The sequence below is a fragment of the Kribbella sp. NBC_00482 genome, from assembly GCF_036013725.1.
In the GTDB taxonomy this organism is placed as follows: domain Bacteria; phylum Actinomycetota; class Actinomycetes; order Propionibacteriales; family Kribbellaceae; genus Kribbella.
The window spans coordinates 5,386,972-5,403,921 of the sequence record NZ_CP107881.1; the positions used below are offsets into that span (position 1 = coordinate 5,386,972).

The 16,950-nt window shown below is 67.9% G+C and carries 15 protein-coding genes; 12 read left to right on the top strand and 3 right to left on the bottom strand.

Features of this window, described 5'->3' with window-relative positions:
- Nucleotides 1-11: 11 nt before the first annotated feature.
- Genes OHB24_RS26345 through OHB24_RS26355 form a run of 3 tightly spaced genes read left to right on the top strand, consistent with a single transcriptional unit; the run spans nt 12 to nt 2,583 of the window.
- Entirely contained in the window at nt 12-1,058 is a 1,047-nt protein-coding gene (locus OHB24_RS26345; protein WP_327633522.1) for a type III polyketide synthase, read from the top strand.
- Nucleotides 1,058-1,570, top strand: coding sequence for an isoprenylcysteine carboxyl methyltransferase family protein (locus OHB24_RS26350; RefSeq protein WP_327633523.1), 513 nt, complete (start codon nt 1,058-1,060; stop codon nt 1,568-1,570). The genes OHB24_RS26345 and OHB24_RS26350 overlap by 1 nt, the downstream gene beginning before the upstream one ends.
- Nucleotides 1,567-2,583, top strand: a complete 1,017-nt coding sequence (locus tag OHB24_RS26355; RefSeq protein ID WP_327633524.1) for an NAD(P)/FAD-dependent oxidoreductase — start codon at nt 1,567-1,569, stop codon at nt 2,581-2,583. Before OHB24_RS26350 ends, OHB24_RS26355 begins: the two co-directional genes overlap by 4 nt.
- A 219-nt stretch (nt 2,584-2,802) precedes the next feature.
- Here OHB24_RS26355 and OHB24_RS26360 read toward each other — a convergent pair whose 3' ends face one another.
- Entirely contained in the window at nt 2,803-4,341 is a 1,539-nt protein-coding gene (locus OHB24_RS26360; RefSeq protein WP_327633525.1) for a PucR family transcriptional regulator, read from the bottom strand.
- Nucleotides 4,342-4,443: 102 nt separating this feature from the next.
- Between OHB24_RS26360 and OHB24_RS26365 the strand changes: the two genes are divergently transcribed.
- From OHB24_RS26365 to OHB24_RS26375, 3 genes are all read left to right on the top strand, one after another.
- Nucleotides 4,444-5,718 carry an NAD(P)/FAD-dependent oxidoreductase gene (locus OHB24_RS26365; RefSeq protein ID WP_327633526.1) on the top strand — a complete coding sequence of 425 codons (1,275 nt, stop codon included), beginning with the start codon at nt 4,444-4,446 and terminating at the stop codon, nt 5,716-5,718.
- A gap of 246 nt (nt 5,719-5,964) precedes the next feature.
- Nucleotides 5,965-6,366 carry a VOC family protein gene (locus tag OHB24_RS26370; protein WP_327633527.1) on the top strand — a complete coding sequence of 134 codons (402 nt, stop codon included), beginning with the start codon at nt 5,965-5,967 and terminating at the stop codon, nt 6,364-6,366.
- A 7-nt stretch (nt 6,367-6,373) separates the two neighbouring features.
- The gene (locus OHB24_RS26375) at nt 6,374-6,802 is read left to right on the top strand and encodes a GNAT family N-acetyltransferase (protein WP_327633528.1); all 429 of its coding nucleotides are present in this window, start codon (nt 6,374-6,376) and stop codon (nt 6,800-6,802) included.
- A 69-nt stretch (nt 6,803-6,871) separates the two neighbouring features.
- On the opposite strand, the gene trxA is transcribed toward OHB24_RS26375, so the two are convergent.
- Both trxA and OHB24_RS26385 read right to left on the bottom strand, forming a co-directional pair.
- A complete protein-coding gene (gene trxA / locus OHB24_RS26380) occupies nt 6,872-7,261 on the bottom strand; it encodes a thioredoxin (RefSeq protein WP_327633529.1) in 390 nt (129 codons plus the stop codon).
- A gap of 152 nt (nt 7,262-7,413) precedes the next feature.
- The gene (locus OHB24_RS26385) at nt 7,414-8,289 is read right to left on the bottom strand and encodes an aldo/keto reductase (RefSeq protein ID WP_327633530.1); all 876 of its coding nucleotides are present in this window, start codon (nt 8,287-8,289) and stop codon (nt 7,414-7,416) included.
- Between the two features lie 453 nt (nt 8,290-8,742).
- Here OHB24_RS26385 and OHB24_RS26390 point away from each other — a divergent pair, with 453 nt between their 5' ends.
- From OHB24_RS26390 to OHB24_RS26415, 6 genes are all read left to right on the top strand, one after another.
- Nucleotides 8,743-10,020: a conjugal transfer protein gene (locus OHB24_RS26390; RefSeq protein ID WP_327633531.1), complete on the top strand. Its 1,278-nt coding sequence runs from the start codon at nt 8,743-8,745 to the stop codon at nt 10,018-10,020.
- Nucleotides 10,021-10,069: 49 nt separating this feature from the next.
- Nucleotides 10,070-10,357 (top strand): hypothetical protein, encoded by a 288-nt coding sequence (locus tag OHB24_RS26395; RefSeq protein ID WP_130380595.1) that lies wholly within the window; start codon nt 10,070-10,072, stop codon nt 10,355-10,357.
- Nucleotides 10,357-10,929 carry a hypothetical protein gene (locus OHB24_RS26400; RefSeq protein WP_327633532.1) on the top strand — a complete coding sequence of 191 codons (573 nt, stop codon included), beginning with the start codon at nt 10,357-10,359 and terminating at the stop codon, nt 10,927-10,929. The genes OHB24_RS26395 and OHB24_RS26400 overlap by 1 nt, the downstream gene beginning before the upstream one ends.
- Nucleotides 10,916-14,152: an ATP-binding protein gene (locus OHB24_RS26405; RefSeq protein ID WP_327633533.1), complete on the top strand. Its 3,237-nt coding sequence runs from the start codon at nt 10,916-10,918 to the stop codon at nt 14,150-14,152. The genes OHB24_RS26400 and OHB24_RS26405 overlap by 14 nt, the downstream gene beginning before the upstream one ends.
- The gene (locus OHB24_RS26410; protein WP_327633534.1) at nt 14,149-16,137 is read left to right on the top strand and encodes a hypothetical protein; all 1,989 of its coding nucleotides are present in this window, start codon (nt 14,149-14,151) and stop codon (nt 16,135-16,137) included. Before OHB24_RS26405 ends, OHB24_RS26410 begins: the two co-directional genes overlap by 4 nt.
- A 144-nt stretch (nt 16,138-16,281) precedes the next feature.
- Complete coding sequence (locus tag OHB24_RS26415) at nt 16,282-16,944, top strand: hypothetical protein (protein WP_327633535.1); 663 nt, start codon at nt 16,282-16,284, stop codon at nt 16,942-16,944.
- The last annotated feature ends 6 nt before the right edge of the window (nt 16,945-16,950 follow it).

Sequence of the window (16,950 nt, forward strand, 5' to 3'; positions counted from 1 at the left end):
ACGATGCCACGATGACGCGGATCGCAGCGGTCCGGCCCGCGCTCCCGCCGTACCGGTATCCGCAGTCTGACCTGACCGCCGCGTTCGAGTCGATCTGTCTCCCGGACGGCCGCGGTACGGCGTTGCTCCGCCGGCTGCACGCGAACGCGGGAGTCTCGTATCGGCATCTCGCGCTGCCGTTGGAGCGGTACGCCGTACTCAAGGACTTCGGCGAGGCGAACGACGCGTGGATCGCGGCGGCCGTGGACCTCGGGGCCGAGGCTGTCGCGGGGGCGGTGCAGGACGCGGGGCTGACGCTCGAGGATGTCGACGTACTGATGTTCACGACGGTGACCGGGGTCGCGGCGCCGTCGATCGATGCCCGGGTGGCGATGCGGCTGGGGATGCGGGAGGACGTGAAGCGGCTGCCGCTGTTCGGGTTGGGGTGTGTCGGGGGAGCGGCGGGGATCGCGCGGCTGCATGACTACCTGAAGGCCTGGCCGAAGCACGTCGCCGTACTGCTGTCGGTGGAGTTGTGTTCGTTGACCTTGCAGCGGGACGACTCGTCGCTGCCGAATCTGGTGGGCAGCGCGTTGTTCGGGGACGGCGCGGCCGCCGTGGTGCTGACCGGGTCGGAACATCCGGCGGCGTCGGGTCCTTCGGTGGTGGCGACGCGTTCGCGGCTCTACCCGGACTCGGAGCGGGTGATGGGGTGGGATGTCGGGTCGGGCGGGTTCCGGATCGTGCTCGGGGCGGACGTGCCGGAGGTGGTACGGGCGTACCTAGGCGGAGACGTGCGTGGGTTCCTCAGTGAGCACGATCTGACCGTTCCGGACATCGGGACGTGGGTGAGCCATCCGGGCGGGCCGAAGGTGCTGGAGGCGGTGTCGGAGACATTGTCGTTGCGGCCCGGGGCGCTCGAGCTGACGTGGAAGTCGCTCGATGCGGTGGGCAACCTGTCGTCCTCCTCGGTCCTGCACGTCCTCGGTGACACCCTGAGGCTGGATCCTTCAGGTCCTGGGTTGTTGCTGGCGATGGGTCCTGGTTTCTGTTCCGAGCTCGTTCTGCTGGAGTGGTGATGTACGGCTGGTATCTGGGGTTGGTGCTCCTGGTCGCGGCTGAGCGCGTGGCCGAGCTCGTGGTGTCGCTGCGCAACGCGCGCTGGAGCTTCGCGCAGGGCGGCGTGGAGTCGGGGCGGGGCCATTACCCGTTCATGGTCGCGCTGCACACGTTGTTGCTGGCGGCGTGCATGGTGGAGGCGCTGCACCGGCCGTTCGTTCCGTGGCTGGGCTGGACGATGTTTGCGGCGGTGCTGCTGGCGCAGGGGTTGCGGTGGTGGTGCATCAGCGTCCTCGGCCATCAGTGGAACACCCGCGTCATCGTCGTACCAGGTCTCCAGCTGGTCGCACGTGGCCCCTACCGGTGGATCCGGCACCCGAACTACGTGGCGGTTGTGGCGGAGGGGATCGCCCTGCCGTTGGTGCACACCGCGTGGGTGACTGCGCTGGTGTTCACCCTCCTGAACATCCCGATCCTCGCCGTCCGGATCCGGTCCGAAGAGGCGGCGCTGAAGTCCGCGCTCGTGACGTGATCGATCTTCTGGTAGCTGGTAGCGGTCCAGCAGGCGCAGCCACAGCGATCCGAGCAGCGTTGGCGGGCCTGTCTGTTGCGGTCGTCGAGCCGCGCTCGGCTCCGATCGACAAGGCCTGCGGTGAAGGCATCGCCCACAGCGCCGTCGCCTACCTCGAGCGGTTGGGCGTGGAACTGTCCGGTCGCGAGTTCCACGGAATCCGCTACCTCGACGGACGTCACAGCGTCGACGCCCGTTTCATCGCCGGACCAGGTCTCGGAGTACGCCGTACGACGCTGCACGCCGCTCTGATGTCCCGGCTAGCAGCGCTAGATATCCCGGTCATCCATGACCGAGTCGGTCCGATCACCCAAAACGCCACGTCCGTCACCGCCGCCGGCACAACCGCCCGCTACCTGGCCGCCGCCGACGGCCTCCACTCACCCATCCGCCGCCAACTGGATTTGAGTGGTGGGAATTCCGGTGAGGTACGGCGAGGACTCCGCCAGCACTTCGCGGTCTCGCCCTGGACCGACCTCGTCGAGGTCTACTGGTCTCGTCTCGGTGAGGCCTACGTGACTCCCGTCGCCGACGACCTCGTGGGGGTCGCCGTCCTCACCTCCGCGCGCGGCACCTTCGACTCACACCTCGACGCTTTCCCAATGCTCAAGCGCCGGTTGCGTGGAGCGGTGGCAGCGAGTGCAGTGATGGGCGCCGGACCGCTCCGCCAACGCGTAAGCGCTCGTACCTCCGGCCGGGTCCTGCTCGTCGGCGACGCCGCCGGGTACGTCGACGCGCTCACCGGCGAAGGTATCGCCGTCGCGTTGCGCACCTCCGCCGAACTCGTCGACTGCATCCGCGCCGACCGCCCACAGGACTACGAGGCAGCCTGGCGCCGAGTCTCCTGGGAATGCCGCCTGCTCACCGCGTCGTTGCTCTGGGCCCGCAACCGCCCGCTGCTCGCGCCCCGGATCGTCCCCGCCGCAGCCGCGCTCCCCGGCGTCTACCGCACCATCGTGAACCGGTTGTCCTAGGCAAGTTTCCTGGAAAAGCCGTAGGCCCGGCGATCGCTCAGACAACCGCCGGGCCTAACGGGTGGGCCTGAGCTTCCTGGTGAAAAGCTCAGACCCCGCAGCCTTTCCGGCTCCCTGGTGAAGAGTCGGACCTGCTGACAAGGAAGACTCTGTCAGGCGGATGTTGCCCAACAGTTGCCGGAATGTGAAGCCTTGTTACATAGCGCTGTGGCGTAGATCTCAGTGCTCCGTACGAACGGCGGCGATCTGCAACTGCAACGCCAACCGCTCCCGCGGATCCGACAGATCGAGCTCCGCGATCTCCCCGATCCGTTTCATCCGGTGCCGCAACGTATTCGTGTGCAGATGCAGTTCCCGGGCCGCCCGCTGCGGCTGCCCCGGAAAGTTCAGCCAGGCCTGCAACGTTTCCACGTACCCCGTGTCGTGCTCGATGTCGTGCCGCAGCAACGTCGCGAGCGGACCATCCATCTTGGTGGTATCAAGCGACGTGACGGCCCGGTGCACCGTCAGCACGTGCCACGCCTCTTCGACCCGCAACGCCGGCCCTGGCGCGACACCCCGCCGGACCAGTCCCAGCAGCTCGACCGCCTCGGCGCGTGAGCTCGGCAGATCGGCCGGACCGCGCGCGGGACCGCCGGCAGCGGCGTACGTGCCGGCAGACTGCTCGAGCACGAGCTTCTGCAACCAGGTCCATGACCCTGGCCCGTCAGTGTCCGTAACAACAGCCAGCACTGTCCCGTCGAGGTCAGCCAGCTGGGGCTCGCTCCAGCCGTGCCGGCGACCGGTCGACTCCCACAGGTCGAGTTGCTGCGGTACGTCGTACCCGTCGGGCGACCCGAGTGCGACAACCCGCCACGGCTGCCGCGGGAGCCGTACGTCGACCGGGTTGTCCGGAGAGAACTGCCGCAGGATCGTCCGCAGCCGGTCGATCGCACTCCGTCGCGCTACGTCGGCCTGAGCCCGCAGCCGCAACAGGTGCAAGGCGAGAACAGAGGCAGCGTTGCTGAGCTCCGCAGTGACCGCATCACTCACGGGACCGTCGACGACGGCCCAGATGGACCCCAGCCACTCACCACCAGCCCGGACCGGTACGACGAGACGCGGGCGGATGCCGTTCGGTCCGTCAGGGACCAGGAACGGCTCGCTGGATCGCGCCAGCCGTCGGAAGATGCCCCGGGCCCGGAAGTGTGCGATCACCTCGGGCGGCACGCGGCGTCCGACGATGGTGGACACACGAGTGGGGTCCGTGAAGTCCTGGCCGGAGGAGTACGCCAGGACTCTGGACTGGTTGTCCTCGATCGTCACAGGGGCGTCGACGATCGCAGCGGCAGCGTCAGCCAGTGCGAACAGCTCCTGGTGCACACCGGCGTCGCCGGCGGCAGGGGAGTCCGGTGCGGCTGCTCGGTCGAGCACACCGCGGAGCAGCCAGACCACGTGGGCCCACGTCACGCTCGGCTGCAGTGCGACGAGGGTCATGGCCTCCCGCTCCGCTGCGGCTAGCACGGTCGGCTTGTGCGCTAGCGCCGTACGGAGAACCACTCCTGAGGCATTGCCGGCCGCGCAGCGCTCTACGAGCTCCACGGCGTCCTCTGCGTCGCGTAGACCGAGTCCGAGCACCAGGTCGCCCGGCTGACCCGTCGCAGGTTCCTGCGGGTCGGCCAGGAAGACGTCCCGGACCTCACGGTCGCCCTTGCCGGGCACCACGACCTCGAACAGCGCCGGACCGACGGCGACGATCAGATCGGACGAGGAGATCATGCGTCCATTGTGCGGGTTATTGTGCGATGAGCACAGTCATTCGTCCCGGCAATGGTGTGATCGCACCATGACAGCCGCTGGCGGCGGCCCCACCATCGATACATGACCACTACTGGTTCCGCTGGTAGCAACCACATCGTTCCCGACCGCGTCGCCGTCGTCGGCGCGGGCATGGTCGGCCTGGCCACCGCCTGGTTCCTCCAGGAGGCCGGCGTCGAGGTGACCGTGCTCGACCGTGAGGGCGTCGCCGCCGGCGCGTCCTGGGGCAACGCCGGCTGGCTGACCCCCGGCCTCGCGACCCCGCTCCCGGAACCAGCGGTCCTCAAGTACGGCGTCCGTGCGGTGCTGAGCCCTGCCTCACCGGTGTACGTTCCACCGACCGCGAGCCCGCGGCTCCTCAAGTTCCTCACCCGCTTCGCTCGCAACAGCACCGCCGGACGCTGGAAGACCGCGATGGACGCGCTGGTCCCGATCAACCGGCAGGCCCTGCCCGCGTTCGACTTCCTGGCCAAGGCCGGGGTCGAGGCGCAGACCTACGAGGCCAAGTCGTTCCTGGCCGCCTACCGGACCGTCGAGGAGCGCAAGGTGCTGCTCGAGGAGATCGAGCAGATCCACGCCGCCGGCCAGGGCATCGAGTTCGAGGCGATCAGCGGTGACGACGCCCGCGCGATCGAGCCGTCGCTGTCCGACGAGATCGGCGCGGCGATCCGGCTGCACGGGCAGCGGTTCATCAACCCGGGTGAGTACGTCCAACTGCTCGCCGACTCGGTGATCGCCCGCGGCGGGCAGATCATCAGCGGCGTCGTCGTGAAGGACATCGTCGACGAGATCCGCGGCGTCCGGCTCGTCACCGGCGACGGCGAGACCGATCCGTTCGACGCGGTCGTGATGGCGACCGGTGCGTGGCTGGGTGACCTGGCGCGGCAGTTCGGCGTGAAGACCGTCGTACAGGCCGGTCGCGGGTACAGCTTCAGCGTGCCGATGGCGCACGTACCAGCCGGCCCGGTGTACTTCCCGGCGCAGCGGATCGCCTGCACGCCGCTGGGCGACCGGCTCCGGGTCGCCGGGATGATGGAGTTCCGCAAGCCCGAGGCGAAGCTCGACCCGCGCCGGATCGACGCGATCGTCGAGGCCGCCCGGCCCCTGCTGCGGGACGCCGACCTGGACGCGCGGACCTTCGAGTGGGTCGGGCCGCGCCCCTGCACCCCGGACGGCCTGCCGATCATCGGAGCCACCGCGTCGCCGCGGGTGTTCGCTGCCGGCGGGCACGGCATGTGGGGCATCACGCTCGGCCCGATCACCGGCCAACTGCTGGCCGAGACCATCACCACCGGCCGTGCGCCGGCGGAACTGCGTCCGTTCAACCCGCTCCGCTGACTCTTCCGGCTTGGAGGGACCCCAACGACGTGGTCCCTCCATCTCGCTGACCGTCTCTTCGAGCAGCCCCTTCGGTGACCCTCCCCGGGCAGCACCTCACCTGCCCGCACCTCCTCAAGGCCACCACGTTGCCGCTCCGGTCAGCCCTGAGAGCGGGCCCTGGCGTCTTTCTCCTGCCCAGGGCCCGCTCTTTTCTGTCGGTGGGCTGTGCGACTGTGCTTCCTCAGACTCCTGGGAGGGCATGTCATGGTGCTTCGCTGGTACACGGTCGTGATCGACTGTCACGACGTTCGGAAGCAAGCGGCCTGGTGGGCTGAGGCGTTCGGCTGGAAGACGATCATCGAGACCGACGAGGAATGCGTGAACGTCCCCGGCTGGGTGGAACCCGACATGGTGAACGACATGCCGTGGGAACGCATCGGCCCCGGCATGGTGTTCGTCCCGGTCCCCGAAGGCAAGACCCTGAAGAACCGCTTGCACCTCGACTTCGCGCCACACACCAGCCAGGACCGCGACGCCGAAATCGCCCGTCTGGAAGCCCTCGGCGCCCAACGCGTCAACGTCGGCCAACCCGAAGGCCCCAGCTGGACAGTCCTCGCCGACCCAGAAGGCAACGAATTCTGCGTCCTCAGCTCCCGCGACTCCTGAAAATCACATGCTCACCACCGAGTCCGACGTGCCCGCACATCGCATCCCGGAGCTGACCGACCTCCTGCGTACGGCGTGGTGGATGACCGACCGCACGCCCGCGGACGTCCAACACCTGCTCGAGCACTCGGACCTGGTCATCGCCATCACCCACCACCCAACGAACCAACTGGTCGGCTTCGCCCGAGTCCTCACCGACTACGCGTACGTCGCCCTCATCCTCGACGTCATCGTCGCCGAACCCCACCGCGGCTCTGGCGTAGGCGCCGCACTACTCGACGCCGTCGTCACCCACCCCGCCCTGGCCGACGTTCGCAGCCTCGAACTCGTCTGCCAACCCGACCTGATCCCCTTCTACCGCCGCTGGGGCTTCACCGAACAAGTCGGCACCTCCCGACTCATGCGCCGTACCACCGATCGCCGACTGACCGACTGAACGGCTGCCCGCAGACAAGACAGATCCGGGGACTCGATGCGAGTCCCCGGATCCGTTGAACTGTTTGAATCAGTGCGTGTGCGGCTCGGCGCCGTGTTCGGCTTCGTGGGCGGCGATCTGGGACTTGACCTCTTCCATGTCGACCGCGCGCAGCTGGCCGATCAGGTCCTCCAGGCTCGCGGCCGGGAGCGCACCCGCCTGCGAGTACAGGACGACGCCGTCGCGGACCGCCATCAGGGTCGGGATCGACCGGATCTGGAACGCCTGCGCGAGCTCGCCCTGCGCCTCGGTGTCGACCTTGCCGAAGGTGATGTCACTGTGCTCCTCGGACGACTTCTCGAACACCGGCCCGAACATCTTGCACGGGCCACACCACTCCGCCCAGAAATCCACCAGTACGAGGCCGTCGTTACCGACCACGTCGTTGAAGTTCTCCTGGGTCAGCTCGACCGTTGCCACTACGACCTCCGAAAGTAGATGAGTACGTATCAGTCAACACCGATCGGCAGCCGAGTTGTTCCCGCACCCCCGGCCCGGTACGCCGGCCGATCTCGTACGCCGTACGACCTGACCGGAATGCGGAGTCTCGTATGTGACCTGGGCCACGTTTGTCAGATGGGCATGTCCACGAAAGGCGATGCGTAGTCCTGGACCTCGCCGAGGATCGACGCGGCGGCCTCCGGGGTGAGATCGGCGCGCTCGCGCTCCGCGACGATCATCTGCTGCAGCAGCCGGGTCTCACCCGCGGTAGCGAGACCGGTGATCTCGGGATGCCCGTTCAGCAGCCACGCGGTCGCGGCAGTGATGTAGCGCTGCTCGTCGAACGGCCGGTACCAGGTGTCGTACGACTTCTGCTCGCCTTCGGCCCAGTTCCGCCGGGCGATCATCTTGATCGTCATCAGCGCGGCGTCCGACGCCTTGACCGCTTCCACGAGTGCCGCGTAGTCATCGGCGTACTGCGGATCGGTGGACAGCTTGTAGTTCAGCGGCGTCAGCACACTGTCGAAGTCGAACCGGCGCAGCCCCTCGGTGTGTACCGACGGCGCCTGCGCGGTGTGGCCGGTGATGCCGATCGCGCGGACCATGCCCTCGTCCTTGGCCCGGATCGCCGCCTCCAGCGAACCGCCCTTGCCGGTCACGAGATCGAGGTTCTCCAGGTCGCACACGGCGTGCATCTGGATCAGATCGACGTGGTCGGTCTGCAGCCGCTCCAGCGACCTGTTGATCTCGCTCCAGGCCTCCTCGAACGTCCGGCGGCCGGTTTTGGTGGCGAGGAAGATACGGTCCCGGATCTCCGGCATCCGGGGTCCGAGGCGGAGCTCGGCGTCGCCGTAGTCGGCGGCCACGTCGAAGTGGTTGAGGCCGGCGTCGAGGGCTTCCTGGATCGACGCGTCGGCGCGGTCCTGGTCGACGCCCCCGAGCGAGGCGGCACCGTAGATCAGCACCGAGCTCTGGTGGCCGAGTCTGCCCAGTCGGCGAGTTTCCATCCTGGTCCTCCAGGGGTAGCAGGGATCACTCCGACCTTATGCCCGGAAGCGCTTTCGGCAAGCGGTTGTCCACAGCCGATTTTGACCCCTCGTCGCGGGAGAGTTTTCCACAGGCCGACTGCTCGATCGGTTACTATGAGTGATCGCCTGATGCGTTCTTTACCATGTTGTTCGCACGGATTTTCGAACCTGTCCGCGGCGTGTGGCATGGTGTGCGCTGCCCGCCCGACCTGAGCGGGCATGAGAGAGGAGCTATGACGACGGTACCGAAGGTGTCACTCTTGGCCGGTAACAGTGACGGCGAGGGTGACACTGCCCGCGAGTGGGGTAACAGTATGGCAGCGGGGAGCGATGGACCATCCGGATCCTGGGCTCAGGTCTCCCGGAGTACGGTCGCTTGCCGTATTCTCCCGGCTACTGTCCGCGTAACTGCTGTCTGAGGGGCGGGTAGGGATGAGTTGGTGGCGAACGTTGCTGAATCTGCCGCCAAAAGGTGAGCACTGGTCGGACCAGCGCCGGACAGATCAGCGCCGGAAGAAAGCGGGCAAAGGACGCCCGCAGAGCACCGCGCCGGAGTGGTGGGCCCACCCCGGCGGGCCGGTGTCACCTACCCCTCGCCAGGCGCAGGGCGTAGCCGCGCAGTACGCCGCTCCGCAGGGCCAGCCGCCGCAGAACCCGGCGCCGCCGCCCGGTGGTGTGATCGCGCCGCCGCGTCGTCCGGGTGCCCGCTCGCCGGAGGAACCGCAGCAGGGACCGCCGCAGCGCGCACCCGAACGTTTGAAACAGCGTTCGCCCCACGGCGCGCACGCGGCTCCGGGTCCGGTCCGCGAGGTGCTGGAGCCCGGTCAGACACCGTGGTCAACCGAACCGGAGTCCTCTTTCTCTACGTGGGCCCGGCGGTTCTTCCGCGGCCTCGTAGTCGTCGTACTGCTGCTGGCTGCGATCAGCGGCATCCGCTCCTGGATCGCCCCGAACAAGACACCGGAGACGGTGGTCAGTGGGCAGAGCAGCTTCCCGTCCGCGGAGGCGAGTGCGGTCGCGACGCGGTACGCCGTGTCGTACCTGACCTGGGACGAGAGCAACCCCGACGCCCGTCCGGCGCAGATCGGACTGGACCTCGCCGCCGGCCTGGACAGCCGCGCGGGCTGGAACGGTCGCGGCAAGCAGACAGCCGACGTCGCGTACCCGGGAGAGGTCAAGGCCGACTCGAACGGCATCACGGCCGTGGTGGACGTCCGCGTCCGCGTCTACACGTTCACCAAGCAGGGCAAGAGTTGGGCCGCCGGTCCGATCACCTGGGAGCGCATCTCGGTCCCGGTCGCGCGGACCGCGTCGCGCGTGGTGGTCAGCGGTCCGCCGACGTTCGTACCGGACCTGCGGGCGCCGCTGCCGAGCAACATGCCGGACGCGGGCAAGCCTGACGACGAACTGACGTCGGACACCGAGAAGGACGCGGAGGCCTTCTTCTCGGCGTACGCCGAGTCCGACAACAAGGTGTCCGCGGTGACCGCGCCCGGCTCCACCATCCGCAGCCTGAACGGGGCGGTGAAGTTCGGTGAACTCAAGGACTGGCAGGTGTACACCGGCAACGACGACGAGCGGCGGGCGACCGCGGCCGTCACCTGGAACGGCGTGGGTGACACCACGCTGGACCAGACGTACACGCTCACGCTGAGGCGTACTGTCGCCACGGACGGAGCACAGCGATGGCAAGTGGCTGCCGTCGGATGAATCCAGCTACTGGCCATCGGATGACCGAGGCAACAAGGGAGACACCGCAATGACGACACACGAACTGGCTGCGAGCGTGCTTCAGCTTGCCGTGCCCATGGCCGACCCCAATGTGCCGACGGGCGCGGACTTCAAGGACTGGGTCCTGGTCATCGCGGGGAACATCTTCATCGCGATCCTCGTATTGCGTGCCATCGGCCACTACTTCAAGCGCGAGTGGGGCGAGCTGTTCGGCCACATCGCGGCCGGGGTGCTGGTGGGCGGGCTGATCTACGCCAACAACCAGACCATCAACGTGCTCAAGGGCTTCTGGGGATTGCTGTCCGGAGGTAATTGATGCGAGTCGGCCGCACCCTGACCCACCACTTCGAGATCGAGACCCGGCAGTACGACCTGCTCGGCATCGACCTCGGAGAAGGCGCCAGGCGCCGGATGATCATCTTCGGAGCGGTGATCATCCTGCTCTGGGTGGCTTTGCTGTTCCCGTTCATCGGCGTACCGAAGAAACCCACCGTCAGTCTGTACGTCGTGCCGCCGTTCGTGATCACCGCGTTCGGCTGGCGCCCCGGCAAGTTCCACGAGCGTCGCCGCCGGGTGACCGAGTGGGCGCTCGCCGTCCGGTACGCGTTGCGGGCGCACCGCCCGATCATCGGCCTGGGCGCGCGCGCCGCCGACAAGACGGAGTACCTGCCCTGGCGGGAGCGTGTCTCGACCCGGAAGGTGGCCGACCTGGCCAAGGCCCGGGTCACGCCGGAGTGGGAACGTGAGGTCGTGGTGGAGGTCGACCCGATGGTCCGCGCCGGCGCGGACATCACGGTCAGCCAGCGGGCCCGCCTGCTGGGTTCGGATCATGTGCAACGGGTGAGTCGCAGGACATCGTCAGGAAGAGGCCTGAATGAAGATCGCTGACAAGCTCCTGAACCTGGTGGGGGTCGGTCGCGAGCGCGGCCTGCCGCCACCTCGTCTGGTGGCCATCGCCGACGGTCTGCTGGTGACCGAGCGCAGCGCCGAGGCGTGGTTCCTGATCTCGGTCGCGAACACCGACCTGGCCACCGAGGCCGAGCAGGACGCGGCCCTCGACGCCGCGGTCAGCGCGGCCGCGACGATCCTCGGTGACCGCCTCAGCCACCTGAAGGTGGTGTGGGGCCGCTCGACCGGTCAGGACTACATCGACTCCGTGGGCGGCCACTACCGGCTCGGCGACCACGAGTCCTGGGCGCAGACGCGCGCCGACCGGATCGACGAGATGCGGATGCCGGAGCGGTACGTCGCGCTCGGCGTACACCTGTCCGACCGCGACCCGCGGGCAACCGCGCAGGTCCGCGGCTCGATCAGCGACGCACTCGGTACGACATCGTGGCGGGTCAGCGCCCGCGAGCTCGCGCACCTGGACGAGCGGGTGCGCAAGCTCGCTCGTCAGCTCGGCTCGACGGTCTGGCGGGCCCACACCGCACCGGCCGAGGTGATCTCCTGGCTGATCAGCCGCGAGATGCACCGTGGTGCGGTCGCGGCGCCGCGACGCGGTCTGATCACCGGTGCATCGCTGGCCCGGCTGACGTCCGGTCGTGTGGTGCCGTACACCGACCATCTGCGGATCTACGACACGCGTGGCCAGATCGCGGCGTACACGACTGTCCTCGCGATGACGGACTTCCCCGAAGAGCTCGAGACACCGGGCGCGGGGGAGTGGCTGCGGACGCTCTCGGAGATCAAGGCGATCGACGACGACGGCGACGAGATCGACGTCACCGTCGAGGCCTCGGTCCGGTTCCGGGTCCTGACGAAGAAGACCGCGCGCCACCTGGTCGACGAGACCCGGAAGAGCGCGAAGGAGCAGCGCCGGTCGGCCGCGAAGGGCACCGCGGAGGAGACCGCCGACGAGATCGTCGAGACCGAACGCGTCATGCGTGAGGTCAAGCGCGACATCAACCGCAGCGGTCTGACACTGGTCGAGGACCACCCTCGGTTGCTGGTCAGCGCGGACACGCGTGAGGACCTCGAGGCGTACGTCGACGCGGTCATCGCGCACTACGCCGACCGCGGCATCACCGTTGCCGCTGGCGCGGACGAGCAGCGTGACCTGTGGCTGGAGTCCTTGCCGGGCGACCAGTTGCGTGTGCCGGACCTCGGGCACGTGCGTGAGTCGACCGCGTTCTTCGGGTCCTGGTTCTGGGGCGGTGCGTCGATTGGTGACGCCACTGGTCCGGCTATCGGGTACCTGACCGGCTCCACGCCCGGTCTGGTGCGTTTCGACGCCGCGGCTGGTTCTGCACTGGGTGACGCGACCACGACGTTGTTCCTCGGCCGGTCCGGTCGAGGGAAGACGACTGCCGCGATGATGGGCGGTCTGGACTCCGCGTTCGCCGGTGCGTGGGTGCCGCTGCTGGACCTGAAGGGCGACGCTGCCGGCGTGTCCGCAGTCGCCGCGGAGTACGGCGTACCCACCGCTGTCATTGAGATCACGGCGCAGTTCTCCGGCGCTGCGGACCTGCTGCGGGTCCTGCCCGTTGACGACGCGCTACTGCAGGCGCCGTCACAGCTCATGCTGCTGCTGCCGCCTCATCTGCGTGGTGCGGCCGAGGCTCCCGTCATGGCTGCCACCCGCGCCGAGATCCAGTCGCCCGACCCGTCGTCGTGGGGTGTCATCCAGCGGCTCTGCGCTTCCGACTCGGAGACCGTACGGACTGTCGGCTTCGCGCTGCGCGACCTGGTCGAGACAGGCCTCGGCTCCGTCGTCGCCGGCCCGCCGTCCGGCCTGTCCTCCCTGACCACGAACCCAGGCCTCTGGGTCGTCCAGATGCCCGGCCTCACGCTGCCGTCCCCCGAGTCGGCCCCCGAGTCCTGGTCCCCGATCGAGCGCGTCGGCATGGCCTGCCTCCGCGGCTGCCTGGCCTGGATGGTCCGTACGACGGGCCGCCGCGAGTTCCGCGGCCGCTCCAAGGTCGTCATCGTCCCCGAGGTCCACCTCCTGACGAAGACCCCCGACGGCGCCTCCTTCCTGGACTACATCGCCCGTGTCGGCCGCGCCCTGGGCGCCTCCCTGGTCCTGGACACCCAGGACCCGGCCTCGATCCTGAAGCTCCCCGGCCTCGTCGAACAGATCACCACCCTGTTCGCCTTCAGCCTCCGCTCCCGCGAACAGGTCGACTCGTTGCTGGAGCTCCTGGGCCGCCCGCAAACCGCGCCGTACCAAACCCTGGTCCGCGGCATCAACACCGCCGCCAACGGCAAATCCATCCGCCACGGCCACTGCATCATGCGAGACCGCTGGGACGAAGTAGCCACAGTCCAGATCGACATCCCCAGCCAGCAGGTAGCAGCCCTGCTCCGAACCACCCCCGAATCCGAACACGCAACGGATTCCGCCGCCCCTGCCCGAGCCATCGCCGTCCCGGAAGACCCCTTCGCCGACGACGAGGAACCGACCTTCGAACCAGCCCTCGCCCAGGCCGGCCCCAACCACCAGGCCGCAGCCCCGCGTCCCCAGGACGAGCTCCACAACCAGCCGCCACATCCCCAGCCTCAAACCCAGGCACCCGCTCCGTCCCAGCCGCTCGCCCAACCTCAGCCACCGACCCAACCCCAGCCACCGGCCCAACCACGGCCACCGGCTCAGGCACCGGCGTCGGCTCAGGCACCGGCTCAGGCATCGGCTCAGCCTCAGGCATCGGCTCAGGCGGCCCCAGCGTCGGCGGAGCCCGCTTCAACACCGGCTGCCGGAGTGAAGCCCGAGCACCACCAACCTGCCCCGACCGCGCCGACCTCCACGCCGGATTCGCCGCACGCCCCCCAGCCCGCGACTCCTGCCGCCGAGCACCAGCCGTTCACATCCGGCAACGGAACCCCACAAGGCGCCCCGGCACAGCCGAGCCCGCCACCCACCGTGCCAGCCGCAGAGGCAACCTCTGCCGTCGCCCAGCAGAACGGCCACCCACCAACCCCCTCCAGCGAAGACCGCCACCAAGCGCTCCGCTACGAGTCCCCGATCGGCCCCGACGAGGTCTACGACCAAGAAGCAGACGAGGCCGCCTACAACGAGGCGATGTACCCCGCCTACGACACCGACGACCCCACCCCCAACGGCTCCGACCAACCCACCAAGTCCCCCAGCGGCAAGGAGCACGTCGCATGAGATGGCAGCGCCGCACCCGAACGGCGCTGACTGTCCTCGCCATCTCGCTAATCGTCACCTCACAGGTCGCCCTCGCCGCCGACCCAAAACAGCCGACGACGCCCACTGGCTTCGCAGATCTGCTCCCGACGCCTGATTTGACGCACGGCGACTCCAAAACACTCTTCGAGCAGTACAGCCCACTGGTCTACAGCCTGGACTTCGAGGGAAGCCTGCGGGATCCGCTCCGACCGATCTTCAACTCGTTCGCCTCATTGCTGATGATGTTCGTGATCGCTGCGACCCGAGCAGCGATTTCGATCGGATGGTGGCTGTTCTCGTTCACAGACATCAAGTCCCTGATGGATGCAACCGCGGGTGCGATCGGCGGAATCAGCGGCCAGCTCACCGGATGGCTGCTGCCGTCCGCGCTGGCGTTCGGTGCAATCGCTGCGTATGTCCACCGCAGATCGACTGGGACTGCGTTCGGGCAACTCGTCTGGGTGTTCGCTGCCGGTTTGCTTGCCGTCAGTCTGGCTTTCGGAGCCACGACCTGGCTCAAGGGCGTCGACGGCGCACGGCAGGTCGGCGCCCAAACCGTCATGGGAGCGTCGGATCAAGTCTTGGGCAAGCCGATGAAGTCGCCCATTGAATTACCTGAACCGGCATTCCCGGGGTCGAGCCGGGACAGTTTGCTGCGTAAGTCGGGCGATGCTGCTTGGCGCGGCTTCGCCGCAACACCTTGGTGCGTTGCCGAATTCGGGTCGATCGAGGCCTGCAAGCGATATGGCAAGGGCATGCTCGACATCGGCGCCGACTCCGACAAGCGCATGGATTACATCAACGACCAAGTTGCCAAGGCCGAAGGAAGTGGCGACGCGCCGACCGTGAAGTGGGCGAAGGGTGAGAACGCGTTCGGCCGTGTCGGAGTCCTCGCAGTCGCGGCTGTCGCGGCCGGAATGTTCGCCTTCCTGACAATCGGTCTGGCGACGACAGCGCTGTTGGCCTTCGTCGGATGTTTGCTCTTGCTCGTTGTCGGCGTGATCTTCGCCTGTCTCTTCATCGTTCCTGGTCGATCGCGACAGTGGGGGATGAGCTGGCTTGAGTCCTTGCTCGGCCTGGTGTTGCAATCGATCGCTGCCATGCTCGTCTTCGGCATCGCCTTGTCGCTGCTGACAGCTGTGTTCACCTTGAGCGAGACCTTGGGGTGGTTGCCGGTCACGTGTCTCGCGCTGGTGGTTCTGGTCGCGGCCTTCCGCCTGCGAAAGTTGCTCGAAAGCTTGGGCGCCACGATGAAGCCTGGAATCGGCAGCATGATGATGGGCTCGTATGCGCGGCGAGGTGCCGTTCAAGCCGTCCGGCGTGTGGTGACTGCGCTGCGCAGCCGGACGTCCGCGCCAACTCCTGAACGACCGAAGGCGGGTGGCCGGACGGCCGACGGCGGGTCGGGCGAGGGGCGTGTGGAGACGAACCGCAACTATCGAACAGTGCCGCCTGTCGGAAGCAGCCGCCACTCCGAGCACAACGACCGGACCGCCGGGACATCTGAGGCCGGGCGTGCCGGCGCGGGTCACCGCGCGGATTCACCGCGACCCGGACGGAGCCGAGTCGTGGGTGCCGTCGTCGCTCCCGCCGCGGAGGGATCGGCTCCAGCTACCGGCCCGAAACGAGGTAAACATGGTGATGCCGTCCCTGGGCGCAGTACCAAGGAGACAATCGACCAAGGCGGATCGCGAGATGTCGGCAAACCGGTCAGCGCGTCGAGTCGACGACCAATTGAACTGAGTACGGGCAGGCATATGAAGCCTTCGCAGGCGGCGGCCCAGCTCAGGAACGGTGGGTACGAACCAAGGCGTGTCCTGGTCCATTCAGCCAGCCTGCGAGAAGGGCCGCCGAAGGTGGGACGGGTGGCTCGCAAGGCGACGACCTCGAAGACTCGGCTCTACCGAGAGTACTCGGCGGCGCGCGGTAGCGGGCCGACGAGCCGACGTGTGGGTGGGCGGTGACCGAACGTGGCGTTGCGTGGCAATCGTCGGCGACCTGGCTCGCCGTCCGAGATTTGGCAGACATCGGACACGCCAACTGAATCGCCTCGACCCAAGAGCCGACGCGAGCGCCGTCGCGATGACATCGCGCGTCAGCGTGCTTTGTTGCGCGAGCGGCGCCGTAGCGAGCCGGCGAGCCCGATCGGCGTGATCGCGGCGATCGTCCTTCTCGCGGTCATCGTGCTCGGAGTCGGAGGTGGCCTGCCCCGCCTGTTCGACGGTGACGATGAGCAGGGCCCGACGGGTCTCTTGACGCCGGGTGAATCGGCAACCAGCGGACCCGACGAGCCTGAGACGACCGTGACGGCGACAACGCCGAACAACCCGCTGCCCGTTTCGACTCCACCACCGCAGACACAGCGTCCCGGGGCAGAGACGACGGCCGCAGCGGACAACGCGACGCGGAGCTGGGCGACGGTGTTCTACACGCGTCAGCCTGCGCGTGAGACCTATGCGCAACTCGTCGAGCGAGCAGCGCAGTTCACCACGCGAGAACTGGCCGACAGTTTCAGAGCGTCCGTCGACTCGACGTACGGCGCTCTGCGGGACAGTGGTGGAACCTCGAGGGTCGTGTCCGTTTCGATCGTCAAGCCCAGACCGGACACCGCTCCCGTTGATACCCCGACCAGGATCACTCGCTTGGTGAACATCAACATCGAGACGACCGGCAACGACGCCAGCCGCTTTGCTGTGCCATTGATCGTCACGGTGACGCCCGACAACGGTCGATGGCTGGTCAGTGCGGTCGACGGGGGCACCGGCCCGTGAGGAGTG